The sequence below is a fragment of the Embleya australiensis genome, assembly GCF_051903075.1.
In the GTDB taxonomy this organism is placed as follows: Bacteria; Actinomycetota; Actinomycetes; order Streptomycetales; family Streptomycetaceae; genus Embleya.
On sequence record NZ_CP182422.1, the window covers coordinates 3,885,685 to 3,912,235 of the forward strand.

Below are 26,551 nucleotides of genomic sequence, written 5' to 3' on the forward strand. Positions count from 1 at the left end.
GCCGGCCCGTTCCGCGCCGACTCGGTACGTCCGGGTGGGATGTCCCGCTCAGGCGCCCGCCGCGACCGGCGCCGCCGCGTGCTCGCGGTCCAGGAGCGTGCGGAACTCCCCGGGTGCGGTGCTCAGTTCCGCCCACGTGCCGCGCTGGCGGATGCGCCCCTCGGCCAGGACCACGATCTCGTCCACCGCGTCCAGACCGGTGAGCCGGTGGGTCACCAGGAGGGTGGTCCGGCCCCGGGTGGCGTCGAGCAGGTCGGCGGTCAGCGCGTCGGCCGTGGGCAGGTCGAGGTGTTCGGCCGGCTCGTCCAGAAGCAGGATCTCGAAGTCGGCGAGCAGCGCGCGGGCGAGCGCGAGCCGTTGCCGCTGGCCGCCGGAGAGCCGGGCGCCGTGTTCGCCGACCATCGTGTCCAACCCCTCGGGCAGGCCGTCGACCCAGTCGAGGAGTCGGGCCCGGGCCAGCGCCGCCCGCATCGCCTCCTCGTCGCAGGCCGGCCGGGCCAGCCGCAGGTTCTCCCGCAGCGAGCTGTCGAAGACGTGCGCGTCCTGCGCGCACAGCCCGATCACCCGGCGCACGTCGTCCCCGGCCGCTTCGCCGAGCGGTACCCCGCCCAACGTCACCGTGCCCGCCGCCGGCTCCAGGAAGCGCAGCAGCACGTTGGCCAACGTGGTCTTGCCCGACCCGCTCGGTCCGACCACCGCGAGCCGCTTGCCGGGCGTCAGGTCGAGGTCGACCCCGACCAGGGCCGGCGGGCCGTCGGGGGTCCAGCGGGCGGACAGGTCGCGCACCCGCAACGGCCGCGGCGCGGCGGGCAGCGCGACGGGCGCGGCCGGTTCGCGCACCGGCTCCGGGGTGTCCAGCACCTCGAACACCCGTGCCGCGGCCCGCCGCGACGCCTCCAGGTGCCGGCCCGCGGCGGGCAGCACGACGGTGGCCTCGAAAGCGGCCAACGGGGTGAGGACCACCAGCGCGAGCAGCACGCCGCCGAGTCGGTCGGCGTGCACGGCGGCGACGCCGACCAGGGCCGAGGCCCAGACCGTCGCGCCGGCCACCAGCGCGGCCAGGCCCGCGCCGACGCCCGCGCCCCGGGCCTGGCCCGCCTCGGTCGCCCGCAGCCGGGCGTCCACCTCGGCCACCTCGGCGAGTCGGGCGGGGGCGCGGCCGGCGGCGATCAATTCGGGGGTGCCGCGCAGCAGGTCGACCACGGCGGCGGAGAGCTCGCCCCGGACGGCCGCGACCCGACGCTCGGCCCGCCGGGCGACCCGGGCGGCCAGCCACGGGACCAGCACGCCGGCGGCGAGCAGGCCCACCAGCAGCACCGCGCCGGCCTCCGGGAGCACCAGGGCCACGGTCAGTACCGCGCCCGCGCCGACCACCGCCGCCACACAGGCGGGCAACAGCGCCCGCAGGAAGAAGTCCTGCACCGCGTCCACGTCGGCGACCAGCCGGGACAGCAGATCCCCCCGACGGAAGGCGGGCAGCCCGGTCGGCGCCAGCCGCTCCAGCCGCTCGTACACCCGAACCCGCAGCCGGGCCAGGATCCGAAACGCCGCGTCGTGCCCGATCAGCCGCTCGGCATACCGGAACACCGCACGCGAGACGCCGAAGGCCCGAACCCCGGTCACCGCGACCATCAGCGTCAGCACCGGCGGATGTTCGGAGGCCCGCGAGATCAACCACGCCGAGGTGGCCATGAGCCCGACCGAGCTACCGAGCGCGAGTGCCCCGCACAACACCGCCAGCGCGAGCCGCCCCCGCAACGGCCGGGCCAGCGCGAGCAGCCGCCGCCCGGGACCGGCCGGCGCGGGAGCCGTGGCAGGCGCGTCGGACGGTACGGCGGACGAACCGCCCGAGCCCGAGGCCCCCGAAGTCACCGAGCCGACCGACCCCACCGCTTCCGCAGCCACCTCCGACGACACCGCCGCGACGTCACCCGCCGCCTCCGCCGCGCGCATCGTGTCCACCCGAGCCCGAGCCCCGACCGCCGCGTGCGCCCCGACCGAGTCCCCCGCCGACGCGCCCTCGGCGAGCGTGGCACCCGAGGCATCCGTGGCATCCGTGGCACCCGAGGCATCCGTGGCACCCAAGGCACCCGTGGCACCCGCCGCCGAGCCCCCCACCCCCACCACCCGATCCGCCAACGGCAACAGCGCGGGCCGGTGCGCCACCAGGATCACCGTGCGCCCCACCGCCAGCCGGCCGACCGCCTCGACGACGGCCGCCTCGCTGTCCCCGTCCAGGTTCGAGGTCGGCTCGTCGAGCAGCAGGATCGGCCGGTCGGCCAGGAACGCCCGGGCCAGCGCGAGGCGTTGCCGCTGCCCGGCGGACAGGCCCGCCCCGTCCTCGCCCAGCGGCGCGTCGAGGCCCCCCGCGCGCGCCACGAAGTCGGCCGCCCCCGCGTCGGCCAGCGCCCGGTCCACCTCGGCGTCGCTCGCGTCCGGCCGGGCCAGCCGTACATTCGCCCCGATCGTGCCCGCGAACAGGTACGGCCGCTGCGGCACCCACGCGATGTGCGCCCGCCACGCCCGCGGATCCAGATCGGCCAGGTCCACCCCGCCCACCGTGACCCGCCCCGACGTCGGCCGCACGAAGCCGAGCAGCACCGCGAGCAGGGTCGATTTCCCGCATCCGCTCGGACCGGTCAGCGCCACCGTCTCGCCGGGCCGCACCGTCAGGTCCACGTCCGCCGGCGCGGCGTCCGCGCGTCCCTCGTACCGCACCGTCACCCCGTGCAGCACCACGTCGGCCGAGCGCGGATCCGGCACCGGCGCGGTCCCGGCCGGAGCGTCCGGCGCGGTCTCCAGCACCTCGAACACCCGTTCCGCGGCGCTGACCCCCTCGACGCTCGCGTGATACTCGGCGCCGACCTGACGCAGCGGCAGATACGCCTCGGGCGCCAGGATCAGCACCACGAGCGCGGTCTCCAGACCCAGGTCCCCGTCGACGAGGCGCAGGCCCACGCCGACCGCGACGAGCGCGACCGAGATGGTGGCGAGCAGTTCCAGGGCGAACGAGGACAGGAACGCGATCCGCAGGGTCTTGAGGGTGGCCCGACGGTAGTCGTCGGTGATCGCCCGGATCGACGCGGCCTGGGCCTTGGCCCGCCCGAACACCTTCAGCGTCGGCAGCCCGGCGACCACGTCCAGGAAGTGCCCGGCCAGCCGGTTCAGCACGCTCCACTGCCGGTCCATGTGCTTTTGCGTGGCCATCCCGATCAACGCCATGAACAGCGGGATCAGCGGGAGGGTGACCACGATCGTGGCGGCCGAGATCCAGTCGCCGAACACCACCCGCGCGAGCACCGCCACCGGCACCGTGACGGACAGCACCAGTTGCGGCAGATAACGCGCGAAGTAGCCGTCCAGCGCGTCCACACCCCGGGTGGCGAGCGTGGTCAGCTCACCCGACCGCTCCCGGTTCAGCCAGGCCGGACCGAGCCGGACCACGTGCGCGAGCAGCCGCGAGCGCAACTGCGACTTCACCGCCGCCGAGGTCCGGTGCGCGACCACCTCGGTGAGCCAGGAGATCGCCGAGCGGGCCGCGACCACGCCGGCCAGCAGGCCCAGCTCCGGCCACAGGTCGCCGACCCCGGCGCCCTCCTCGAAGGCCGCCACGATCACCCGGGCGAGCAGTGCCGCCTGGACGAGCACGAGACCCGCGCCCGCCGTGCCCAGCACCACCGTCAGGGCCAGAAAGCCCCGGGTGGCTCGGGCGTGGGTCAGCAGGCGCGGGTCAACAGGCTTCACGATCCGCTCTCTTCGCTACGTCGTTGCGTCGTCGGGTCGCCGCGCAGGGGCCGGCGGCGCGCCGGCCCCTGCGCCGAACCCCTACTTCCCCACCAGATCGGCCGCCGCCGCCCCGAACGCCGGCTTGGTCGGGATGCTCTTGATGCTGATCCGCTTGCGGAACACCCAGTACGTCCACGCCTGGTAGCAGAGCACGACCGGGGTCATGAAGGCGGCGACCCAGGTCATGATCTTCAGCGTGTAGGGCGTCGAGGACGCGTTGTGGATGGTCAGATCCCACGCCGGGTCCAGGCTGGAGGGCATCACGCTCGGGAACAGCGACAGGAACAACATCGCCACCGCCGCGATCACCGTCACGCCCGACATCGCGAACGCCCAGCCCTCGCGCCCGATCCGGTTCATCGCCAGCGCGCCGACCAGGGCCGCGACCGCGACGATCAGCGCGACCAGCGTACGGCCGTTGCCGTGCGCGGCCTGGGTCCAGATCAGGAACGCCGCCGCGAGCACCGCGGTGACCAGGCCGAGGCGCCCGGCCAGCGCGCGTGCCCGACCCCGGATGTCGCCGTCGGTCTTGAGCGCGACGAACACCGCGCCGTGGAAGGTGAACAGCGCCGTGGTGACCACGCCGCCGAGCAGGGCGTACGGGTTGAGCAGGTCGAACACGTCGCCGACATACTCCTTGTTCCCGTCGATCTTCACCCCGCGCGTGATGTTCGCGAACGCCACGCCCCACAGGAACGCCGGCACCAGCGAGCCCCAGAAGATCGCCTGCTCCCAGCCGCGCTTCCAGCGGTCCTCGTCGCGCTTGGCCCGGTACTCGAACGCCACCCCGCGCAGGATGAGCGCCACCAGGATCAGCAGCAGCGGCAGGTAGAAGCCGCTGAACAGGGTCGCGTACCACTCGGGGAACGCCGCGAAGGTCGCCCCGCCCGCGGTGATCAGCCACACCTCGTTGCCGTCCCAGACCGGACCGATGGTGTTGATCAGCACCCGGCGCTCGGTCTCGTTCCGGGCCAGCAGCTTCGTCAGGATGCCGACGCCGAAGTCGAAGCCCTCGAGGAAGAAGTAGCCGATCCAGAGCACGGCGATCAGCAGGAACCAGAATTCGTTGAGTCCCATGACCCTCTCCCTCTCCCCTAGTACGCGAAGGCGAGCGGCCGGTCGGCGTCCTCGCCCCCGCCCGACGGATCGTCGGGGTGCTTGTCCGCGGCCGGCTTGATCGGTTCGGGTCCGGCCTTGACGTAGCGCCGGATCAGGCCGAGTTCGACCACCGCGAGCGCGCCGTAGAGCAGGGTGAACACGATCAGCGAGGTGAGCACCTCACCCGTGGACACGCTCGGCGACACTCCCGCCTCGGTCTTGAGCACCCCGAACACCAGCCACGGCTGGCGGCCCATCTCGGTGAAGATCCAGCCGAACGAGTTGGCCGCGAACGGGAACGCGATGGTCCACAGGCCGACCCGGTACACCCACGGGTTGCTCGGCAGCTCCCGCTTGCGCCGGGTCAGCCACAGCCCGATCAGGCCGATGCCCGCGGTGACCATGCCCACGCCGATCATCAGCCGGAACGACCAGTAGGTGACGAAGATGTTGGGCCGGTAGTCGCCGGGGCCGTACTTGACCACCGACTGCTCCTGGAGGTCGTTGATCCCCGGCAACTCCGCGTCGAAGTCGTTCTTGGCCAGGAAGGACAACGCGCCGGGGACCTCTATGGCGACCTTGTTGTGACCCTTTTGCACGTCGCCGTAGGAAAAGATCGAGAACGGCGCGGGCTTGGAGGTCTCCCACAGCGCCTCGGCCGAGGCCATCTTCATCGGCTGCTGGTCGTACATCAGCTTGCCCTGCATGTCACCGGTGAGCGCGAGGCCGACGCCGGCGAGGACCGAGACCCACAGGCCGAGCCGGAGCGAGGGGCGAAAGACCGCGACCTCGTTGCGCTTGCGCAGGTGCCAGCAGCTGATCCCGATCAGGAAGCCGCCGGCGACCAGGAACGCGGCCGGGAGGATGTGCAGGAACGCGGCGATCGCGGTGTTGTTGGTGAGCACCGCCACGAAGTCGGTCAGCTCGGCACGGCCGGTCTCCGGGTTGATCTTGTACCCGACCGGGTGCTGCATCCACGAGTTGGCGGCCAGGATGAAGTAGGCCGACAGGATCGTGCCGATCGCGGCGGCCCAGATGGTGGCCAGGTGGATCTTCTTCGGCAGGCGGTCCCAGCCGAAGATCCACAACCCCAGGAAGGTCGACTCCAGGAAGAACGCGACCAGCGCCTCGATCGCCAGCGGGGCGCCGAAGATGTCGCCGACGAAGCGCGAGTAGTCGGACCAGTTCATCCCGAACTGGAACTCCTGCACGATGCCGGTCACCAGGCCGAGCGCGAAGTTGATCAGGAAGAGCTTGCCCCAGAACTTGGTGGCCCGGAGGTAGTGCTCCTTGCCGGTACGCACCCACGCGGTCTGCAGGCAGGCGACGAGGATGGACAAACCCATCGTCAATGGCACGAAGAGGAAGTGGTAGACGGTCGTGATGCCGAACTGCCACCGGGCTACGTCGAGTGTTTCGACGGCGAGGTCCATGGGCCCCTCATTCCTCCTGATCGCCGGTCGTGCCCCGCCCGCGAGCGCGCGAGGCACGTTTGGTTCACGATGCACACGCCGTCCCCGCGCCTCTCGCCCGACACTCCGCCGGACGAACCCGGATGAACCGGGATGGATGCGCGGGTTCCGACGCGCACGACTTTGTGAATGGGTTCACAAAGTCGAGCTTGTGCATCCGTTCACAAACACTAGCGAGCCCCTCCGGGCACCCTGGAGGGGGGTGCCCGAAGGGGCTCATTTCGGCTCTCGGGCGCTACTTCTCCATGAATCGCGCCGCCTGCTCCAGGAAGATCGTGTTGGCCTCGGTCTCACCGATCGTGATCCGGCAGCCCTCGCCCTCGAACGGGCGCACCGACACCCCGGCCGCCTCGCACATCGCGGCGAATTCGCCGGTGCGCTCGCCGAGCCGCAGCCAGACGAAGTTGGCCTGCGAGTCGAACACCGTCCAGCCCTGGCCGATCAGCGTCTCCAGCACCCGGGTCCGCTCCTGGACCAACGCCTCGACCCGCTCCAGGAGTTCGGCCTCGGCGCCGACCGAGGCGATCGCCGCCACCTGGGCGAGCCGGTTCACCGCGAACGGCATCCCGGTCTTGCGCAGCTCGTCGGCCGCCGCCTCGTGCGCGATGGCGAAGCCCACCCGCAGGCCGGCCAGCCCGTACGCCTTGGAGAACGTGCGCAGCACCACCACGTTCGGCCGCTCGCGGTACAGCTCGACCCCGTCCGGCACCCGCTCGTCCCGGATGAACTCGCGGTACGCCTCGTCCAGCACGACCACCACGTGGCGCGGCACCCGGTCCAGGAACCGCTCCAGCTCGGCGCGGTGGATCACCGTGCCGGTCGGGTTGTTCGGGTTGCACACGAAGACCAGTCGGGTCCGCTCGGTGATCGCGGCGGCCATCGCGTCCAGGTCGTGGCTCTCGTCGGCGAGCAGCGGGACCATCACCGGCGTCGCCCCGGCGAGCAGCACGAGCATCGGGTACGCCTCGAACGAGCGCCACGCGAAGACGACCTCGTCGCCCTCGCCGGCCGTCGCGTTGACCAACTGCTGGGCCACGGTCACCGAACCGTTGCCCACCACGATGTGCGACGCGGGCACCCCGAACCGCTCGGCCAGCGTCTCGGCCAGCTCCGCGTTCGCCGGGTCCGGGTAGCGATTTATCTCGCCGACCGCGTCCGCCACCACCTTGTGCACGCTGGGCAGCGGCGGGTACGGGTTCTCGTTGGACGAGAGCTTGTACGCCGGTAGACCCTCGGCCGGCGCGGGCGGTCGACCCGCCTTGTAGGCGGGCACCGCCGCCAGGGCGGCCCGGAACCGGGGGGTGGTGCCGTCGTCGGTGCCTGGGGCGTTGTGCTCGGTCACGCCCGTCCTCCTCGCATACTGGTCGGGGTGCCTGGGCGCACGTCCCGGTCGTCTCACTCTATGATCCGCCGGCCCGGAGGGGATTCCCGGACGGAGGGCGCCCTTCGCCGAACGTTCAGGGGCAGGTATGGGGCGATACGTTTCTTCGTAAAGCAATGACATGAACCCGGCCAGGGCGGCCCATTCGCCCTAGTGTCGTGACGATGACAGCGCCAGATGTACCGCGTGTGGGGCGGCGGATCCGGGTGGGCATCCGGGACGTCGCAGCGGCTGCCGGGGTGTCGATCACGACCGTCTCCGACGCGCTCAACGGCAAGGGCCGACTGCCCGACACGACCCGTGTGCACGTGCGCGAGGTCGCCGACCGGCTGGGCTACCGCCCGTCGGCCGCCGCGCGCACCCTGCGCACCGGCCGGTCGGGGTTGCTCGGGCTGACCACGACCATGCGCTCGACCGAGCCGTTCGCGCTCACCGAGTTCGCCTGGTTCGCCGAGCTGGTGCGCTCGGCCACCGCGACCGCGCTCGACCTGGGCTACGCGCTCGTCGTGCTGCCCGCGTCCTCGCCGCACGACGTCTGGGGCAACGTCGCGCTCGACGGCACCATCGTCGTCGACCCCGCCGACGACGATCCGCTCGTGCACGAGCTGCTGCGTCGGGGCGTGCCCGTGGTCAGCGGCGGCCACCCCGGCTCCACCCCGGTCTACGGTTGGGTGGACAACGACCACGTGGCGGCCGTGCGTTCGGTACTCGACCATCTCGCCGACGCGGGCGCCGGCTGGATCGGCCTGCTCGCCGCCGCCGACGGGCCCGGGGCCGACAAGGGGGTCGCGGGCTATCGGGCGTGGTGCGCGGACCGGGGTGTGCCGGCGATCACCGAGGAGTACGAGGCCCGCACCCCCGGCGCGGGCCGGGCCGCCGCCGCCCGCCTGCTCGACCGGGGGCCCGACGCGGTGTTCGGTCTGCACGAGGGCTGTGCGGCCGAGTTGTTGGACGCGGCCCGCGAGCGTGCCCTGCGGGTGCCCGACGATCTGCTCCTGGCCTGCTGCGGCGAGGGGGCCGACCCGTCGGTGACCTCGCTGAGCCTGCAACCGGCCCTGGCCGGCGCCTGGGCGGTGGAACTGCTCGTCGGGGTGATCGAGGACGCCGGGGCGGGGCCGCTGCTGCCCGCCCAGCGCACCGTGCCCACCCGGCTCTCCGTCCGGGATTCCTCCACGCGCCGCTGACCGGTGTGTTCGACCCGATCCGCCGCCCGGTGCCCGGCCGCACCCGGGGGTGGGGGCGCCGGGGTACACGGTCGCGGGTCCACGCACAATTGAGCGTGGTCCGTTCCACCGTGCCCGCACGAGAGATACGGTCCAGGAATCATCCGAATCGGACCGGGTGAGCCGCAGCCGAACCCGGCTGTTGTGCGTCTTGGTTCACAACCGGGTGTCGGAACCGCCGCCGTACGGTGGTGCCGATCTGAAGAAAGGACCCTTCTGGTGAGCAACGTCTCGGCTACACCGGCCCCCACGGGCGCCGCGGCGGAGCAGGACGCCCCGCTGTACGTGGTCGGCGACGTCCACGGTCATCTGGAGGAGCTCAAGGCCGCCCTGCGCGCCCGGGACCTGATCGACGAGGACGCGCACTGGAGCGGCGGACGCTCGCGCCTGTGGTTCCTCGGCGACTTCACCGACCGCGGCCCCGACGGCATCGGCGTGGTCGAACTGGCCATGTCGCTGGCCCGTGAGTCGGCCGAGGCCGGCGGCAGCACCCGGATGTTGCTCGGCAACCACGAGATCCTGCTCCTGGGCGTGTTCCGCTTCGGTGATCACCCGGTGCCGGTCGCGGGCGGCTCGACCACCTTCCGCGAGATCTGGCTGCGCAACGGCGGCATGCAGTCCGACCTGGAGCGCTTCACCGACGAACAGGCCGACTGGCTGGCCGGGCAGCCGGTGGCCGCGGTGGTCGACGGGCACCTGCTGATCCACTCCGACAGCAACGCCTACCTCGAATACGGCGACACCATCGAGGAGGTGGACGGCGCCGTCGCGGACATACTGCGCGAGCCGGACCCGCTCTCGTGGTGGGACCTGTTCCGCAACCTGACCCGGCGCGGCGCGTTCATGGGCGAGGTCGGCCCGTACGCGGCGGCCGATCTGCTCAGCGAACTGGGCGGGCGGCGGATCGTGCACGGACACACCCCGATCCCGTACCAGACGGGCGAGGACCCCTCCACGATCGCCGGACCGCGCGTGTACGCGGACGGTCAGGTGGTCAACCTCGACGGCGGGATCTACCTCGGCGGCCCGTGCCTGGTCGCGCGGTTGCCGCTGGCCACCCCCGAACCGGGCGTGCTGCCCAGCGCGTTGGAGGAGACGCAGGGCCGGGTGTACGACCTGGGCGACCTGGCCGCCGACCCCGGGGACGAGTGACCGTCGTAGGGAACTCCCTGCCCAAAAGGCGGAGGTGCACCCTATCATCAATAGGTATCCGCCTCGACACCGTCAGGTGCTTTTGCGGGTCGTTGATCCACCGACAGCTTGCACGGGTCCCCTGACGGGCCCGGCGGACGCGGGAAACGCCCGCGCGGCCTCATTCGGGGGATCCGATGCAACACTGGTTTGGAAGTGACGAGCACCGCCGCCAGTACGAGCAGTTCGTCGACGACGCACTGCACCTGGAGGAAACCCTCTCCGGTCTCGCGGCGGTACCCAACCTGAACGTCGAGCAACTGCGGACGGCCACGTTGGACGCGACCCCGTCGATCGCCGAGACGGCGCGCGACGAATACGACCGGTACGAACGTACGGAGCAGCGTTTCGAGTCGGGCATCCGACCGGACTTCGGCGCCTCGATGATCGAGGCCGGCGAGAGCTTCGGCTGGTTCGCCCTCGCCACGGCGATGGCGGTGATCGTGGCCGGCATCTCGGCGGTCGTCTTCCTGATCGTGGGCTACGTGCTGTTGCCGCTCACGATGGACGACCCGGGCATGCAGCACACGATGCAACTCGCCTCGATCGCGGCGATCGGCATCTCGCTCGGGGCGGCGGCGATCGGGGGACTCGCCATGCTCGCGGTGGCCGCGCGCAACCGGGCGCGGCCGACCGGGGAGGTCGAGGTGTACCTGGCGCGCGAGGAATGGCGCCGGGCGATCCTGCACCGCGGCATCCTGCCGTTCATGCGCTCGCGCCTGCGCGAGGGCTCGGACGAGGGCACCACGCTCCTGGGCTGACACCGCCGGCACCGGTCCGCCCGCCCACCCGCCCCGGGTGGGCGGGCCGGATCGCGCCCGGCGGCACCGAGTCGGCGACCGGGCCACACAATGGGCGACATGGTCGGCAAACGCGGCAAGGTCACCGGGGGAATCGGCCCCGGTCTGGTGGGCGAGGTCATGATCGAGGTACGCGGTGGGGTGGAGGCGTTCCTCGCGTACTCCGCGCTGCCCGGGGAGGAGCACGCCGTGGGGGAGTTGGTGGTGATCGTGGAGTATCTGCCGCCGCGCACGGTGTACGTGGCGTCGGCCTTCGGCTGAGCCGCGGTTCGGCGCGGCCCGGCTTCGCGACGGGCGGCAACTGCCCCTGGGGAGCTCCCTCTTGGCGGCCTTCGGCCCGGCGAGGACACTCCGAGTCAGGCCGAAGGGGGAATGCTCCGTGCTCTACACCGTGCTCATCGTGCTCGGTCTGCTCATCGTCCTGGTCGTGGTCTTCAAGCTCATGTGGCGCGTCGCCGAGCCCAACGAGGCGCTGGTCATCTCCGGTTCCCGGCATCACACCGAGGGACTCGGCGAGGGCATGGGGTTTCGCATCGTCACCGGGCGCGGCACGCTCGTCCTGCCGTTCGTGCAGGCCGTACGCAAGCTCTCGCTCGACCTGAACGAGGCCGAGCTCAGCGTCGAATGTGTGACCACGCAGGGCATCCCGCTGCGGGTGCAGAGTGTGGTCATCTTCAAGATCGGCGACGACTACGTCTCGATCGCCAACGCGGCCAGGCGCTTTTTGGACCAGCAGAAGCAGATGGAGTCCCGGGTCCGCAAGGTGCTGGCCGGCCATCTGCGCTCGATCGTCGGCGGGCTGACCGTCGAGGACATGATCCGGGACCGGGAGAAGCTCACCGCGCATGTGCGCGCGGCGTCGGGGTCGGACATGGAAAAGCTCGGGCTGATCGTGGACAGCCTGCAGATCCAGGAGATCGAGGACCCGACGGGCTACATCAAGAACATGGCCGCGCCGCACACCGCGGCGGTGGTCCGCGACGCGCGGATCGCCGAGGCGCTGGCCACCCGCAAGGCCACCGAGGCCGAGCAGGAGGCCAAGGCGCGGATGGCCCAGGCCACCCGGGACAGTGAGATCCAGCAGGCCGGCTACCAGGCCGAGCGGGACGAGGCCACCGCGCGCGCGGCGCAGGCGGGCCCGCTGGCCGACGCCGCCGCCAAGCAGGAGGTGGTGGTCCAGGAGACCCGGGTCGCCGAGCTGGAGGCCATGCGGCGCGAGCAACAGCTCCAGGCGGACGTACGCAAGCCGGCCGACGCGAAGGCGTACGAGATCCGCACCCGGGCCCAGGCCGAGCGCGACGCGCGGATCTCGGCGGCCGAGGCGAACGCCCGCGAGACCGAACTGGCCGCGATCGCCGACGCGGAGGCGACCAAGGTACGCGGTCTGGCCGCCGCCGAGGCCACGCTGGCCACCGGCAAGGCGCAGGCCGAGGCGGCCAAGGCCAAGGGTCTCGCCGAGGCGGCGGCCATCGCGGCCCGCGCGGCGGCGCTCGCGGAGAACCAGGAGGCCGTGGTCGCCCAGCAACTCGCCGAGAACTGGCCGGAGATCGTCCGCGCCGGCGCCGAGGCGTTCGGCAACGTCGACCACATGGTCCTGCTCAACGGCGGCGACGGCCTGGGCGACCTCTTCGCCAAGGCCCTCACCATGGGCGGCACCGGCCTCGGCATAGCCCGCCAACTCCTGTCCAACACCAACGGCACCAACGGCACCAACGGCACCGCCCCCAAGCCCGACCCGCACCCGACCGACTCGGTCCGCATCGAGGTCGAAATCGACGAGCCCCCCATCCCCGAACCCCTCATCAAGTCCGCGGAAAACTGACCCGCACGCCCACCCGGCCGGACCCCGCGATCGGGGCCCGGCCGTCGGCCCCGTGCCCTTGCTCCGGACCCGATGGCGGCGCCGTCGGCTACCGGCGCTTCTCGGCTTTTTGGCGGGCCACGTACGCGGCGGCCTGGGTGCGGCGTTCCATGCCGAGTTTGGCCAGGAGGCTGGAGACGTAGTTCTTGACCGTCTTCTCGGCCAGGTGCATCTCGGCGCCGATCTGGCGGTTGGTCATGCCCTCGCCGATCAGGTCCAGGATCCGGCGCTCCTGCTCGCTGAGCGCGGCCAGGCGTTCGTCGCCGCGATCGCCGCCGCGCAGCCGTTCCAGCACGCGGGCGGTGGCCGCCGGGTCGAGCAGGGACCTGCCCGCGGCCACGTCGCGGACCGCGCCGACCAGGTCCGAGCCGCGGATGTCCTTGAGCACGTAGCCGGACGCGCCCGCCATGATCGCGTCGAACAGCGCCTCGTCGTCGGAGAACGAGGTGAGCATCAGACAGCGCACGTCGGGTAGTTGCGAGCGGATCTCGCGGCACACCTCGACCCCGCTGCCGTCCGGCAGTCGGACGTCGAGCACCGCGACCTGCGGCCGGGTCGCCGGGATGCGCACCAGCGCCTCGGCGGCGGTGCCGGCCTCGCCGACCACGTCGATGTCCGCCTCGATCGACAACAACTCGTGGACGCCCCGGCGTACCACTTCGTGATCATCGAGGAGAAATACCCGGATGCTTCCCTGATCAGTCACTTGTACAGGTTCCCACGCACTCTCGGCGGTCGCTCTGTGATGCCGCCGCACGGGCGGTTCGGGTCCGACATGCCGGCCATTTGTCGGAGAACCACAAAGGGGGCCGCCACGTTCGGGCCGGTCGCCACTACGTCCCGGCCGGACCGATGGGTAACGTTGCGGTGTGCGGTTTCCGAACCGCATGCCTGTGCGCAGGCGCCTCCCGGATTCACTCGGGAATTCCTAGGAAATCCTAGGAAGTACAGCCACCAATCGCCGTGTCTGCACATCAAGGTAGCCGCGCACACCCCGCGCGGAACCGGGCCCGGCGATCCGGACCCGGTCCACGGCGACCCCGCGGACCGGACAGACGGAGGAGAGAACGTGGCAGTGGACAGTACGGACGGGACATTGTTTCCGCCCGATTCCGGAGCCGGTCCCGAGCTGATCCAGTTGCTCACCCCGGAGGGCGAGCGGGTCGAGCATCCGGATTACGCGGTCGATCTCTCGGACGACGAATACCTGGCGCTGTACCGCGACCTGGTGCTGGTGCGCCGCTTCGACGCCGAGGCCACCGCCCTCCAGCGGCAGGGCGAGTTGGGCCTGTGGGCCTCCCTGCTCGGCCAGGAGGCCGCGCAGATCGGTTCGGGGCGCGCGCTGCGTTCGAACGACTATGTGTTTCCCACGTACCGTGAACACGGCGTCGCATGGTGTCGCGGTGTCGATCCGCTGAATCTGCTCGGGATGTTCCGCGGCGTCAACAACGGCGGTTGGGATCCACGCGAGAACAATTTCCATCTCTACACGATCGTCATCGGCGCACAGAGTCTGCACGGCGTCGGATACGCGATGGGCATGCAGCGCGAGGGAACCGATGGCGCGGTCGTCACCTATTTCGGCGACGGCGCCTCCAGCCAGGGCGACGTCAACGAGGCATTCACCTTCGCGGCCGTGTTCAACGCCCCCGTGGTGTTCTTCTGCCAGAACAATCAGTGGGCGATCTCCGAACCCACCGAACGCCAGATGAAGGTGCCGCTGTATCGGCGTGCCGCCGGATTCGGCTTTCCCGGAGTTCGGGTCGACGGTAACGACGTGCTCGCGTGCCTGGCGGTGACCAGGGCGGCCCTGGACCGGGCCCGGCGCGGCGAGGGCCCGATGCTGGTCGAGGCGTTCACCTACCGCATGGGCGCGCACACCACCTCCGACGACCCGACCCGCTATCGGTTGAGCGCGGAACTCGAGGAGTGGAAGCTCAAGGACCCGATCGAACGCCTCAAGGCGTTCCTGCACAAGCAGGGCATCGGCGACCCCGGGTTCTTCGCCGATCTGGAGGCGGAGAGCGAGGAATTGGGCAAGCGCGTGCGCAATGGCGTGCGCACCATGCCGGACCCGGATCCGGCCTCCATGTTCGCGAATGTCTATGCCGAGTCGCACCCGCTCGTGGAACGGGAACGGGCCGAGTTCGAGGCTTATCACGCGTCCTTCGTCGACGCCGGGGAGGACGGGCACTGATGGCTCCCGCACAGTCGACGGGCACGACCCGTCAGATGTCGATGGTGCAGGCGCTCAACACGGGACTGCGCAGGTCCCTGGAGAGCGACCCCAAGGTTTTGATCATGGGCGAGGACATCGGCAAGCTCGGTGGTGTCTTCCGGGTCACCGACGGCCTGCAGAAGGACTTCGGCGAGGACCGGGTGGTGGACACCCCGCTGGCCGAGTCCGGCATCGTCGGCACCGCGATCGGCCTCGCCCTCGCGGGCTACCGGCCGGTCGTGGAGATCCAGTTCGACGGTTTCGTCTTCCCCGCCTTCGACCAGATCGTCACCCAGCTCGCCAAGATGCACGCCCGCTCCCTGGGCTACGTGCGGCTGCCGATCGTGATCCGCATCCCGTTCGGCGGCGGCATCGGCGCGGTCGAGCACCACAGCGAGTCGCCGGAGGCGTACTTCGCGCACACCGCAGGCCTGCGCGTGGTCTCGTGCTCGAACCCGGTGGACGCCTACTGGATGATCCAGCAGGCGATCGCCTCCGACGACCCGGTGATCTTCCTGGAGCCCAAGCGGCGCTACTGGACCAAGGCCGAGGTGGACACCGCCGCGGCCCCCGGACCGCTGTACGACTCCCGCGTGGTGCGCTCCGGCGACGCGTGCACCCTGGTCGCCTACGGCCCGATGGTGGCCACCTGCCTGGAGGCCGCCGCCGCGGCCGCCGAGGAGGGGCGCGAGTTGGAGGTGATCGACCTGCGCTCGGTGTCCCCGCTGGACTTCGACACGATCGAGGAGTCGGTCAAGCGCACCGGACACCTGGTGGTCGTCCACGAGGCCCCGTCGTTCCTGGGCATCGGCGCGGAGGTGGCCGCGACCATCACCGAGCGCTGCTTCTACCACCTTCAGGCACCGGTGTTGCGGGTCGGCGGCTATCACACGCCGTATCCGCCGTCCCGTGTCGAGGAGGAGTACCTCCCCGACCTCGACCGTGTGCTCGATGCCGTCGACCGCTCCCTGGCCTGGTGAGGAACCCCGTGTCCGAGGTGAAGAAGTTCCTGATGCCCGACGTCGGCGAGGGCCTGGAGGAGGCCGACATCGTCGTCTGGCACGTCAAGGTCGGCGACGCGGTGCACGACGGCCAGGTCATGGTCGAGGTGGAGACGGCGAAGGCGCTGGTCGAGCTGCCGTGTCCGTACGACGGGGTGGTGACCGAACTGCTGGCCGCCGAGGGCGACACGGTCGCGGTCGGGGCGCCGATCATCGCGGTCGCGCCCGCGGGCACCGCCGTGGCCGCGGCCGAGCCGGAGCGGGAGCAGGCCCTCGCGGCCGACCTCGTCCCGGAGCCGGTCGCCGAGCCGGTCGCCGATGCGCCGGCCCCGAGCGTCGCGCCGGCCCCGACCGAGGAGGCGGCCAAGGAGAAGGGCAAGGAGACCCGCACGGCGGTGCTCGTCGGCTACGGCGTACGCACCAGCAGCGGCAAACGGCGACCCCGCAGGACCGACTCCGTGGCGCCGACGAACGGAGCGGCCCGCCCCGCCCCCGCCGGCGGCTCCCTCGCCCTCGCCAAGCCGCCGGTCCGCAAGCTGGCCCGGGACCTGGGCGTGGACCTCGCGTCGGTACAGCCCTCCGGCCCCGGCGGCACCGTCACCCGCGAGGACGTGCACGCCGCCGCCCGCCCGACGCCCGCGCCCGCGGCGCAGCCGTTCCGGGCGACCGGACCGGGCGAGACGATCGCCGGCGAGCGGCGCATCCCGGTCAAGGGCGTGCGCAAGGCCACCGCGCAGGCGATGGTGGCCAGCGCGTTCTCCGCGCCGCACGTCACCGAGTGGGTGACGGTGGACGTGACCCGCACCGTCAAACTCGTGCGCAAGCTGCGCGAGCTGCCCGACTTCGCGGGCACCAAGGTGAGCCCGCTTCTCCTGGTCGCCCGGGCGCTGCTGGTGGCGATCGCCCGGCACCCGGAGATCAACGCCTCCTGGGACGAGGCGAACCAGGAGATCGTCGTCCGGGACCGGATCAACCTGGGCATCGCCGCGGCCACCCCGCGCGGTCTGATCGTGCCGAACATCAAGGACGCGGGCGGCAAGAGCCTGACCGCGCTCGCCGGCGCGCTCACCGAGCTGGTGGCCACCGCGCGGGAGGGCCGCACCTCGCCCGCCGACCTGGCCCGCGGCACGGTCACCATCACCAACGTGGGTGTGTTCGGGGTGGACGGCGGCACCCCGATCCTCAACCCGGGCGAGGCCGCGATCCTGGCGGTGGGCGCGATTCGCGAGCAGCCGTGGGTGCACAAGGGCAAGGTCAAGCCCCGGCAGGTGACCACGCTGTCGTTGTCGTTCGACCACCGCATGGTGGACGGCGAGTTGGGCTCGCGCGTGCTGGCCGACGTGGCGCAGATGCTGGAGCGGCCGAAGTTGCTGTTCGTACGCGGCTGATCCGCGGGTTGCGGACTTCGTCCGGCCGGGCCCTGTTCGGGGCCCGGCCGGACGTATGTCCGACGGCGTCCGATAATGTATGTGTACTGTGAAGCCAACCGCGGACCCAGTGCCCACCCGGCTCGGCGGCCGAATCGCCTGGATCATGTGGGCGGTGGCGGCCTCGGTGTACGTCGTCGCGGTGTTCCATCGCAGCAGCCTCGGGGTCGCCGGGATCGAGGCCCAGGAGCGCTTCCACGTCTCCGCGTCGCAGCTCTCCCTCTTCCCGATGTTGCAACTGCTCGTCTACGCGGGCCTGCAGATACCCGTCGGCGCGCTCACCGACCGGTTCGGCGCCAAGCGGGTGCTCGGGTGCGGTCTGGTGCTGATGACGGCGGGACAGTTCACCTTCGCCTTCGCGCACGGTTTCCCTGGCGCGGTGCTCGCCCGGGTCCTGGTCGGCATGGGCGACGCGATGACCTTCGTGAGCGTGCTGCGCGTGGTGGCGGTGTGGTTCCCGCCGAACCGGGTCGCGGTGCTGACCCAGTTGACCGCGCTGCTCGGGATGGCCGGCAACCTGGCCGGCGCCACCCCGCTCGCCGGGGCGCTGCACGCGTTCGGCTGGAGCCGCACCTTCGCCGTCTCGGCCGGGGTCGGCGTGCTGGTCCTGGTGGTGCTCCTGCTCGTACTGCGCGACAACCCCGGCGGTTCGGTGCGCACCCGGCCGGCGGGCGGTCCCGGCATGTGGTCCCAGGTGCGCGCCGCGTGGGCGGAGCCCGGCACCCGGCTCGGCCTGTGGGCGCACTGGGCCTGCGGATGCCTGCCGCAGGTGTTCCTGATGCTCTGGGGCTTCCCGTTCCTGGTCGAGGGCCAGGGCCTGTCCAAGGGGGCCGCGAGCGCGCTGCTCACCGTCGCGATCGTGATCAACATGCTCGCGTGCCTGGTGGTCGGCCCGCTGGTGACCCGCCGGCCGGGCAGCCGGCTCGTGTTGTGCGTGGGACAGCCCGTGCTCGCCGTCGCGGCCTGGGCTGCGGTACTGATCCCGAGCGAACCCTCGCCGCTGTGGCTCCTGGTCCTGCTGGCCCTGGTGATCGGGCCCGGCGGCGCGTTGTCCCTGGTCGGCATGGAGTTCGCCCGGGCGGGCAATCCGCCGCAGCGCCTGGGCACCGTGTCCGGCATCGTCAACGTCGGCGGATTCGCCGCCGCCACCCTGTGCCTGTTCGCCATCGGCCTGGTCCTGGACCTGGTCGAGCCCGGCGGCGGCGAGCACGGCCTGAACGCGTACCGCGTGGCGATGGCGGTGCAGGCCGTGCCGCTGCTCCTGGGTGTCGTACAGGTGCTGCGCTACGCCCGCAAGGCCGCGGGCCGCGAACGGCGGCCCGAACCGGTGTGCGTGGTGGCCCGGCGCGTGCCCGAGCGCGAGAGCGTGTCCGACGCGGGCTGAGGCCGCGCCCGATCGCCCCACCGCACTCCGGACATCCTCGCGGGCGGGCGACGGCTCAGGGCGTGACGGCCATGCTGCCCAGGATGCGCTGCGCGAGGTCGGGGTCGCCCTCGATCCGCACCTCGGCCCGGTTCGGCGCGACCCGACCGCACATCAACCGCACGAACGTCTCCCAGTCGGTGGCGATCGACACCAGCGGCCCCAGCGGGACCCGGCCGTCGAGCCGGCCCCGGCCGTTCTCGTCCACCGTGACCGTGCGCATGAACTCCACCGGCCCGGTCACGTCGAACACCACGGACGCGCCCGCCGGCGCCTTGGCGTCCTTGGCCACCACCCGGGCCAGCCCGGCGAGCAGGAAGTCGCGGGTGATCAGCGCGGCCGGCGAGTCCAGATTGCCGGGCTCCGCGATCGCGCGCCGCACGTCCTGCTCGTGCACCCATACGTCGAACACCCGTTGGGTGAGCAGGAAGCGGTACGGGACGCTGCGGCCCATGATGCCGCGCACCTCGTCGTCCGGCGCCCGGTCGCACTCGTCGAGCATCCGGCGCCGGCGCAGGATCACGTACTCCAGTTCGCCGGTCATCTCCGGCGAGGTGTGGCAGCGCCGCACGTCCACCGGTATCTCGGTGTAGCGGCTGAACTCGTCGTGCACATGTCGGAGATCGCGCGGCAGCGTGTGGATCGGCCGCGGATCGCCGAGCAGTTCCGACTCGATGCCGATCACGTGGGACACCACGTCCCGGACCGACCAGCCCGGGCACTCGGTCGGGCTGCTCCACCGGCCCTCGGTCAGGGTGGAGACCAGATCTTTGAGGGAGCGCACCGAGTGCTCCCAGGCGTCGACATGCGTTTTCAGGTCGATGGTCACGTACTACCTCTCGTCGCTGCGTCACCGGTCGAATGGAGGGGAGCGACCGTTGCTTTGACGTGGTCCGGGATCCTGGCAGGCACGTTACGCTGCCAAAGATCCTGCGGTCAGCCCGTTCGCGGGAAGCAAGCGGTGTAGGTGAGGGGAAAGTGCGCGTTTCGCTCGTACAACTCGACGTCGACCCGGCGGTGCCCGCCCGCGAGCGCCTGGCCGAGGTGACCGCGCTGGTCCGAGGCCGACGCGGCGACCACCTCGTGGTGCTGCCGGAACTGTGGCTGCACACGGGTTGGGTCTACGACGACTGGGAGACGGACGCCGAGGGGGTACGCGGTCCGGTGGCCCAGGCGATGGGCCGCGCGGCGCGCGACGCCGGCGTCTGGCTGCACGCCGGCAGCATCATCGAACGCGGCCCGGACGACAACCTCTACAACACGTCGCTGGTCTTCGACCCCGACGGCGCGTTGCGAGGCACCTACCGCAAGATCCACCGCTTCGGCTTCACCGGCGGCGAGGCCGCGCTGATCTCGCGCGGCACCGAGACCGCGCAGGTCCGCATGCCGTGGGCCGAGGTGGGCCTGGCGACGTGCTACGACCTGCGCTTCCCGGAGTTGTTCCGGCGCATCCTGGACGCGGGCGCGGAGGTGCTGGTGCTGCCCGCCGCGTGGCCGGCGCGGCGGGTCGAGCACTGGCGCGTGTTGTCCCGCGCCCGCGCGATCGAGAACCAGATGTTCGTGCTCGCCTGCAACGTCACCGGCGAGCAGGGCGGTCAGGCGATGGGCGGGCACAGCATGGTGATCGACCCGTGGGGCGAGATCGTCGCCGAGGCGGGGACCGAACAGACCGTGCTGACCGCCGAGATCGACCCGGCGCTGGTCGCCAAGACCCGCGAGGACTTCCCGGTCCTGCAGAACCGGGTGTTCTGAGCCGCGGAATTCGTCGGGAGCCGGCCCGCGGCGCGATGCCGTGGGCCCGGCTTCACAGGTAGATGTTCTTGATCTCCTTGCCCGCCGCGTCGTACGCCTTGAGTTCGTACGCGGGCGTCGCCTTGCGTGCGGTCACGACCAGGACGTAGACGCGCGTCTCGGGGTCGATCTGCACGGGGTGGATCACCACCGGGTCCTTGTGCCCCCGCCAGGTGACCTCCAGATAGGCGACGTCGGGGGAGACCTCGGCCTGGAACGCCGCCGCGTACAGATCCTTCTCGCCCTCGACGGGGCCGAGGGAGCCGCCGCCGCCGAACCGGTTGTGGTCGTTCGCCTTGTCCTTCGCGGTCCGCCCCGGGCGGACGTCGCACGCCGTCCCGAAGTCTCCGACGAAATGCTTCTCGACTTCCTCGAAGCAGGTGCGCTCGGGACCCTCCGTCCAGGCCCGGTACGTCCACGACCTCCCCGCCACCACGCCCGTGCCCACGATGTCGGGCGAAGCACCGGGAGGGCGGGTGCCGGCATCGACGGAGACGATGTCGTTGGAATTGCCGTCCTCGTCCAGCACACCCCCCGCGATCACCGCGCCGCCGCCGCCCAACACCAGCGCGGTCACCGTCGCCGCGCCGAACGTGAACCCGCGCCAACGGCGCTTGCGCGAGTCGCGGATCGCCGCGTCGGCCGTCGGCGGGGTCAACCGCGCCGCCTCGATCTCTGCCATGAACGCCTCCCTCAGTGCGGTGCCGTCGTCGGCCATGGCCGCACCTCCGTATCCGAAGTCGAGGGGGATTCCGTCTGTTCCGGGAACAGATCGGTCAGTTGGGGATCCCTGCGAAGTTGGGCGAGTCCCTTGAACGTCTGGCTTCGCACCGTACCGACCGCACAACCGAGGATCTGCGCGACCTCGGACTCCGGACGGTCCTCCCAGTAGCGCAGCACCACCGCCGCCCGCCGACCCGCCGGCAACCGGCCCAACGCGGCCATCAGCACGCTGCGTTCGGCCACCGCGCCGATCGAGTCGGGCCCGGCCCGATCCGGCAGCCGGTCGGTGAGGAAGTGCGTCACCCGGCGGACCCGGATCCGGGACAGATGGGTGTTCACCATGATCCGCCGCACGTAGGCGTCGGGGCTCTGCGCCGCGGACACGCGGGTCCAGGACGTATACGCCTTGGTCAGCGTGGCCTGGGCCAGGTCCTCGGCCTCGTCGCGATCGCCGCACAGCAGGTACGCGGTGCGCACCAGAGCCGTCCGCCGGGCCTCGACGAAGACGCGGAACTCGTCTTCTTCCCGTTGGGATCTCAACCGTGCCCCCTTTCACCCGAACAGACGTGTGGGGGCGGGCGGTTCTATGCCGAACCCGCCGAACCGTCGGCGGTCGGCGGGTCGGCGGGCTCCACGCGGGCTCAGTCCTCGTCGTCGCTCAACCGGTCCACGCACACCGCGATCGCGATGATCAACGCATGATCCCAGCCGGGCGCGATGTCGATGCCGTAGGTGTCCCGCACCCGCAGCCACTTGCGGGTGATCTGCGCGACCGGCCCGTTCGGTCCGGAGATCCCGTACTCGTGGTGGAACATGTCGCCGCGAACCGTGAGTTCGGCCCCGACCGCGAGTTCCACCGTGAACGCCTCGTGCAGCGGGGTGAACATCTTCTTGCGCACCGTGGCGACCGTCTCGCCGGTCGCGTCCTGCACCTTCATCGAATGATGGATGCTGACGATCTTCTTCTTCACGGTCGCCAACACCGTGCCGGCGGAATCCTTGAGCTCCAGCCGGTCGTGCAGGGTCAGTGCCTTGCCGTCGACCAGATAGACCTTCTCCCCGTCCTCGGTGGTGACCCAGAAGTCGTCGCCGATCGCGAACATCTTCTCCCGCACGAGATAGCGGCCGGGCGGAATCCCCGGGTAGAGCTGGGTGCTGCCGTCGTACTCGTCCCCGAACACTGGTGCCTCCACGGTCGCCTCACCTTGTCGGCAGACTGCCCGATATGGCGGCGTTCAGTCGTCTTCGGCACGCCGGCGTGCGGCGGTACGGATACACCCGGTTGGGTGGGGTGCGGCCCGTACCCGCGCGGGCCGGCGGCTCGCGACCGAGGTGGATGGTTCACTTCGAATCATGAGCAGCACCGCGCGTCGAGCCAGGGTCCGGGCCCCCGAGTTGTCCGGTTCCGGAGGCTGGATCAACACCGCCGGCCCGGGCCCGACGCTGGCCGCGCTGCGCGGGCGGATCGTGCTGCTGGACTTCTGGACCTCCGCCTGCGTGAACTGCCACCACGTGCTGGCCGAGTTGCGCGGCCTGGAGGATCGCCACCGCGACGTGCTGACCGTGATCGGCGTGCACTCGCCCAAGTTCGAACACGAGGCGGAACACGGCACGGTGGTGTGCGCGGTACAGCGGCACGAGGTGTGCCACCCGGTCCTGGACGACCCGGAGCTGAGCACCTGGAAGCAGTACGCGGTGCACGCCTGGCCGACCCTGGTGGTCGTCGATCCCGAGGGCTACGTGGTCGCGCAACTGTCCGGCGAGGGTCACGCGGGCGAGATCGAGACGCTGATCGCCGACCTGGTCGCCGAGCACGACGGCAAGGGCACGCTGCGCCGGTCCGCCGAGGAGGTCGACCGGCCCGAGACCCCGCGCACCGACCTGCGCTTCCCGGGCCAGGTGCTCCGGCTGCCGTCGGGGGCGCTCCTGGTCGCCGACACCGGCCACCACTCGCTCGCCGAACTCTCCGACGACGGGCGCACGGTGCTGCGCCGGATCGGGACCGGGCGGCGCGGGCTGCTCGACGGCGGACCCCGGCACGCGATGCTGGCCGAGCCGCACGGCATGGCGCTGCTGCCGCCCGAGGTGGCCGCACACGTGCGCTACGACGTGGTGGTCGCCGACACCGCCAACCACGCGCTGCGCGGCGTCTCGCTGGCCACCGGGTCGATCCGGACCGTCGCGGGCACGGGCCGGCAGCGCCGCCGCGGCGCGGAGGACCACGGCGCGGCCCGCACGATCGACCTCTCCAGCCCGTGGGACGTGGCGTGGTTCGGCGGCCGGATCATCGTGGCGATGGCCGGGGTCCACCAGCTCTGGGAGTTCGACCCGGTGGGCGAGGGGGTCGGGGTGCTGGCCGGCACCACCGACGAGGGCATGGAGGACGGCCCGGTGGACACCGCCTGCCTCGCCCAGCCCTCGGGCCTGGCGGTCTCCCCCGACGGCCACACGTTGTGGCTGGTGGACGCGGAGAGTTCGGCGCTGCGCCGGCTCGTGGACGGCGGCATCGAGACGGTGGTCGGGCGCGGCCTGTTCGACTTCGGGCTGCGCGACGGCCCGGCCGAGCACGCGCTGTTCCAACACCCGCTGGGCGTGGACACGTTGCCGGACGGCTCGGTGGTGGTCGCGGACACCTACAACGGCGCCGTGCGGCGCTACGACCCCTCGGACGGGTTCGTGTCGACCCTGCTCACCGGTCTGGAGGAGCCGGCCGCGGTGGCGGTGGTGGCCGACATGGACGAGGACCTGTACCTGACCGTGGTCGAGTCCTCGGCCCACCGGGTCCGCAAATTCCGCCTGCCGCACACGTAGCCGCGGATCCGGGGAGCGGCCGCGCGCATCGCGGCCGCTCCCCGGGTGCTCGTGCTCAGCCCTCCAGGAACGCCGCGGCGGCCGAGGCGAGCAGGAACGGGTCGTCGGCGCCGCAGAGTTCGCGCGAGGAGTGCATCGACAGGCACGCCGCGCCGACGTCCACGGTCTCGATGCCGAGGCGGGTCGCGGTGATCGGGCCGATCGTGGTGCCGCAGGGAAGGGAGTTGATCCCCACGAAGACCTGCGCCGGCACCCCCGCACGCTCGCACGCGGCGGTCCACACGGCCCGACCGCGCGCGTCGGTCGCGTAGCGCTGATTGGCGTTGACCTTGAGGATCGGGCCGCCGTTGGGTACGGGGTGGTGGCCCGGTTCGTGTCGACCGACGTAGTTCGGGTGTACCGCGTGCCCGACGTCGCTGGAGAGGTGGAACGAGTCGGCGAACGCCCGCGCGCGGTCGTCGAGCGAGCCGCCGCGCCCGCTGACGATCCGGGTCAGCACCGTCTCCAGGAGCGGCCCGCCCGCGCCGGTGGTGGAGTCGCTGCCGGTCTCCTCGTGGTCGAACGCGCCGAGTACCGGGATGTGCGCCGCCCCCTCGTGCGCGGCGGCGAGCAGCGCGGCCAGCCCCGCGTGCACCGACAGCAGGTTGTCCAGGCGCGGTGCGGCGAGCAGTTCGCGATCGCGGCCGAGGTAGCTCGGCTTCTGCACGTCGTGGACCATCAGGTCCCACCCGGTGACGTCGCCGGCGGGCACCCCGGCCTCCTCGGCCACGAATCGGATCAGCGCGCCCTCGTCGACCGGGCCGAGGCCCCAGATCGGGGTCATGTGCTGCTGCTTGTCCAGTTGCAGCCCGGCCTCGTTGACCGCGCGGTCCAGGTGGATCGCCAACTGCGGCACCCGCAGCAGCGGCCGGTCGACGAAGACCAGGCGCTCGCGGCCGTCGCGCAGCACGATCCGGCCGGACAGGCCGAGGTCGCGGTCCAGCCAGGAGTTCAGCAGCGGGCCGCCGTACACCTCGACGGCGATCTGCCGCCAACCGGCCGCGCCCGTGTCGGGCAGCGGCTTGACCCGCAGCGTCGGCGAGTCGGTGTGTGCGCCGACGATCCGGAAGCCGCGGGTGCTCTCCGCGCCCTCCGGCACGTACCAGGCCACGATCGCGCCGCCGCGCAGCACGTAGCGCCCGCCCGCCTCGCCGTCCCACGCGGCCGTCTCCTCAAGCCGCCGAAAGCCCGCCGCCTCCAGCCGCTCGGCCACGTTCGCGGCCGCGTGGTAGGGGGACGGGCTGGCGCCGATGAACGCGATCAGATCATCGGTGTGACTCCGGTCGAAGCGCGGCGAGGGCATGCATACTCCAAGGTGCGCGGCCCGCTCGGCCGCGAGGATCGTGGCGGTTGTCCGCCGACGAGCCTACGCCCCGCCCCCGGCGCGGCCCGGAGCGGCGACCCGGTGGGCGCGGTTCAGCCGAAGCTGACCCGGTCGAGCCAGAACGCGAGCAGGTCGGCGTCGCCGAGGATCTCGACGTCCGCCTCGGCGGGGGTGCGCCGCTTGTAGGTGACCAGCAACAACTCGACCAGCGGCCCGCGCAGCGCCACCGCGGCCTTCTCGTGCGCCCGCCGCCAGGTGATCGTGTCGCCGGTGAGGTCGAGCACCCACTCCGCGTCCGCGACGTCGGTGGCGTGCAGGTGCACGGTGCGGCCGGGGCCGAGCAGTTCGCGCATCCGCGGGTGGACCTCGAAGTGCATGGGCAGCGCGCCGAGTTCCATCCATTCGTCGAGCGCGTCCGCGGCGACCTCGTGGTCCAGGACGTAGTCCGCGCCGAGCGCGAGCGTCGCGTCGGCCCGGTGCAGCGCGGTCTCGTGGGTGAAGCGCCGGGCGTAGAACGTCGCGGTGCCGCCGGTGACCGGCGTCCACAGCGCCGTGTCGGGCCCGGCCTCGCGCAACGCCTCCGCCAACGCCGCGGCCCCCTCGGCCAGCCACGGCCCGAGCACGGCGGGATCCTCGTGGGTGTACGCGGCCAGGTCGCGGAAGTCCTGATCGGCGACCGGCTCGGCGGCCCGGCTCCGGACCGTCTTCGCCGCCCAGCGCTGCCCGCCGCCCAGATGCCGCAACAACTGCCCGACGTTCCACCCGGGACAGGACGGCACGGGCACGGTCAGGTCGGCCCCCTCGATCGTGGCCCGAAGCAGATCGGTCTGCGCGACGATCTCGGCGCAGTGGCGGTCGTGGCTCAGCGAAGTCATGGCCTCACGGTAGAGGCCCGAGGCAATCGTCGGCACCGATGGCAACCCACTCGGGGGAGGGGACGGCGCCCGACACGGCGAGGCGCCGCCTCTCGCCCGGGAGCGGG

21 protein-coding genes and 1 pseudogene are annotated in these 26,551 nt (G+C 71.8%); 11 read left to right on the forward strand and 11 right to left on the reverse strand.

Features of this window, described 5'->3' with window-relative positions; genetic code table 11:
• Positions 1-48: 48 nt before the first annotated feature.
• The 4 genes from cydD to hisC all read right to left on the reverse strand — a co-directional run bounded on the left by cydD (position 49) and on the right by hisC (position 7,698).
• The gene (gene cydD, locus ACMXN5_RS16640) at positions 49-3,744 is read right to left on the reverse strand and encodes a thiol reductant ABC exporter subunit CydD (protein WP_439675924.1); all 3,696 of its coding nucleotides are present in this window, start codon (positions 3,742-3,744) and stop codon (positions 49-51) included.
• 81 nt (positions 3,745-3,825) lie between these two features.
• On the reverse strand, positions 3,826-4,863 hold the full coding sequence (gene cydB / locus ACMXN5_RS16645; protein WP_439675925.1) for a cytochrome d ubiquinol oxidase subunit II: 1,038 nt from the start codon (positions 4,861-4,863) through the stop codon (positions 3,826-3,828).
• A 17-nt stretch (positions 4,864-4,880) separates the two neighbouring features.
• On the reverse strand, positions 4,881-6,317 hold the full coding sequence (locus tag ACMXN5_RS16650) for a cytochrome ubiquinol oxidase subunit I (RefSeq protein WP_439675926.1): 1,437 nt from the start codon (positions 6,315-6,317) through the stop codon (positions 4,881-4,883).
• 274 nt (positions 6,318-6,591) lie between these two features.
• Positions 6,592-7,698 carry a histidinol-phosphate transaminase gene (hisC, locus tag ACMXN5_RS16655; protein WP_395795839.1) on the reverse strand — a complete coding sequence of 369 codons (1,107 nt, stop codon included), beginning with the start codon at positions 7,696-7,698 and terminating at the stop codon, positions 6,592-6,594.
• Between the two features lie 203 nt (positions 7,699-7,901).
• On the opposite strand from hisC, the gene ACMXN5_RS16660 reads away from it, so the two are divergent.
• The 5 genes from ACMXN5_RS16660 (at position 7,902) to ACMXN5_RS16680 (ending at position 12,773) form a co-directional block, all read left to right on the forward strand.
• Positions 7,902-8,921 (forward strand): LacI family DNA-binding transcriptional regulator, encoded by a 1,020-nt coding sequence (locus ACMXN5_RS16660; protein ID WP_439675927.1) that lies wholly within the window; start codon positions 7,902-7,904, stop codon positions 8,919-8,921.
• Positions 8,922-9,179: 258 nt separating this feature from the next.
• Entirely contained in the window at positions 9,180-10,112 is a 933-nt protein-coding gene (locus tag ACMXN5_RS16665) for a metallophosphoesterase family protein (RefSeq protein ID WP_439675928.1), read from the forward strand.
• A gap of 176 nt (positions 10,113-10,288) precedes the next feature.
• Positions 10,289-10,912, forward strand: a complete 624-nt coding sequence (locus ACMXN5_RS16670; RefSeq protein WP_126640304.1) for a hypothetical protein — start codon at positions 10,289-10,291, stop codon at positions 10,910-10,912.
• 90 nt (positions 10,913-11,002) lie between these two features.
• On the forward strand, positions 11,003-11,212 hold the full coding sequence (locus ACMXN5_RS16675) for a hypothetical protein (protein ID WP_126640305.1): 210 nt from the start codon (positions 11,003-11,005) through the stop codon (positions 11,210-11,212).
• Positions 11,213-11,393: 181 nt separating this feature from the next.
• A complete protein-coding gene (locus ACMXN5_RS16680) occupies positions 11,394-12,773 on the forward strand; it encodes a flotillin family protein (RefSeq protein ID WP_439678022.1) in 1,380 nt (459 codons plus the stop codon).
• 88 nt (positions 12,774-12,861) lie between these two features.
• Here ACMXN5_RS16680 and ACMXN5_RS16685 read toward each other — a convergent pair whose 3' ends face one another.
• Complete coding sequence (locus tag ACMXN5_RS16685; RefSeq protein WP_439675929.1) at positions 12,862-13,518, reverse strand: response regulator; 657 nt, start codon at positions 13,516-13,518, stop codon at positions 12,862-12,864.
• Between the two features lie 363 nt (positions 13,519-13,881).
• Between ACMXN5_RS16685 and pdhA the strand changes: the two genes are divergently transcribed.
• From pdhA to ACMXN5_RS16705, 4 genes are all read left to right on the forward strand, one after another.
• Positions 13,882-15,009 carry a pyruvate dehydrogenase (acetyl-transferring) E1 component subunit alpha gene (gene pdhA, locus ACMXN5_RS16690; protein ID WP_439675930.1) on the forward strand — a complete coding sequence of 376 codons (1,128 nt, stop codon included), beginning with the start codon at positions 13,882-13,884 and terminating at the stop codon, positions 15,007-15,009.
• Entirely contained in the window at positions 15,009-16,010 is a 1,002-nt protein-coding gene (locus ACMXN5_RS16695; RefSeq protein WP_439675931.1) for an alpha-ketoacid dehydrogenase subunit beta, read from the forward strand. Before pdhA ends, ACMXN5_RS16695 begins: the two co-directional genes overlap by 1 nt.
• A gap of 32 nt (positions 16,011-16,042) precedes the next feature.
• On the forward strand, positions 16,043-17,419 hold the full coding sequence (locus tag ACMXN5_RS16700; RefSeq protein ID WP_439678023.1) for a dihydrolipoamide acetyltransferase family protein: 1,377 nt from the start codon (positions 16,043-16,045) through the stop codon (positions 17,417-17,419).
• A gap of 88 nt (positions 17,420-17,507) precedes the next feature.
• Positions 17,508-18,842, forward strand: coding sequence for an MFS transporter (locus ACMXN5_RS16705; RefSeq protein WP_439675932.1), 1,335 nt, complete (start codon positions 17,508-17,510; stop codon positions 18,840-18,842).
• Between the two features lie 55 nt (positions 18,843-18,897).
• On the opposite strand, the gene ACMXN5_RS16710 is transcribed toward ACMXN5_RS16705, so the two are convergent.
• A complete protein-coding gene (locus ACMXN5_RS16710) occupies positions 18,898-19,710 on the reverse strand; it encodes a maleylpyruvate isomerase family mycothiol-dependent enzyme (RefSeq protein ID WP_439675933.1) in 813 nt (270 codons plus the stop codon).
• A 149-nt stretch (positions 19,711-19,859) separates the two neighbouring features.
• On the opposite strand from ACMXN5_RS16710, the gene ACMXN5_RS16715 reads away from it, so the two are divergent.
• Entirely contained in the window at positions 19,860-20,633 is a 774-nt protein-coding gene (locus ACMXN5_RS16715) for a carbon-nitrogen family hydrolase (RefSeq protein ID WP_439675934.1), read from the forward strand.
• 52 nt (positions 20,634-20,685) lie between these two features.
• On the opposite strand, the gene ACMXN5_RS16720 is transcribed toward ACMXN5_RS16715, so the two are convergent.
• From ACMXN5_RS16720 to ACMXN5_RS16730, 3 genes are all read right to left on the reverse strand, one after another.
• On the reverse strand, positions 20,686-21,390 hold the full coding sequence (locus ACMXN5_RS16720) for a hypothetical protein (protein WP_439675935.1): 705 nt from the start codon (positions 21,388-21,390) through the stop codon (positions 20,686-20,688).
• The gene (locus ACMXN5_RS16725) at positions 21,366-21,935 is read right to left on the reverse strand and encodes a SigE family RNA polymerase sigma factor (RefSeq protein WP_439675936.1); all 570 of its coding nucleotides are present in this window, start codon (positions 21,933-21,935) and stop codon (positions 21,366-21,368) included. The genes ACMXN5_RS16720 and ACMXN5_RS16725 overlap by 25 nt, the downstream gene beginning before the upstream one ends.
• 101 nt (positions 21,936-22,036) lie before the next feature.
• On the reverse strand, positions 22,037-22,588 hold the full coding sequence (locus ACMXN5_RS16730; protein ID WP_395795850.1) for an LURP-one-related/scramblase family protein: 552 nt from the start codon (positions 22,586-22,588) through the stop codon (positions 22,037-22,039).
• 160 nt (positions 22,589-22,748) lie between these two features.
• Between ACMXN5_RS16730 and ACMXN5_RS16735 the strand changes: the two are divergent.
• A pseudogene (locus ACMXN5_RS16735) lies at positions 22,749-24,197 on the forward strand (thioredoxin-like domain-containing protein); the annotation flags it as partial.
• A 64-nt stretch (positions 24,198-24,261) separates the two neighbouring features.
• Here the strand turns inward: ACMXN5_RS16735 and ACMXN5_RS16740 are convergent.
• Positions 24,262-25,548: a M18 family aminopeptidase gene (locus ACMXN5_RS16740; RefSeq protein ID WP_439675937.1), complete on the reverse strand. Its 1,287-nt coding sequence runs from the start codon at positions 25,546-25,548 to the stop codon at positions 24,262-24,264.
• A 113-nt stretch (positions 25,549-25,661) separates the two neighbouring features.
• Positions 25,662-26,444, reverse strand: a complete 783-nt coding sequence (locus ACMXN5_RS16745) for a maleylpyruvate isomerase family mycothiol-dependent enzyme (protein ID WP_439675938.1) — start codon at positions 26,442-26,444, stop codon at positions 25,662-25,664.
• Positions 26,445-26,551: the final 107 nt, after the last annotated feature.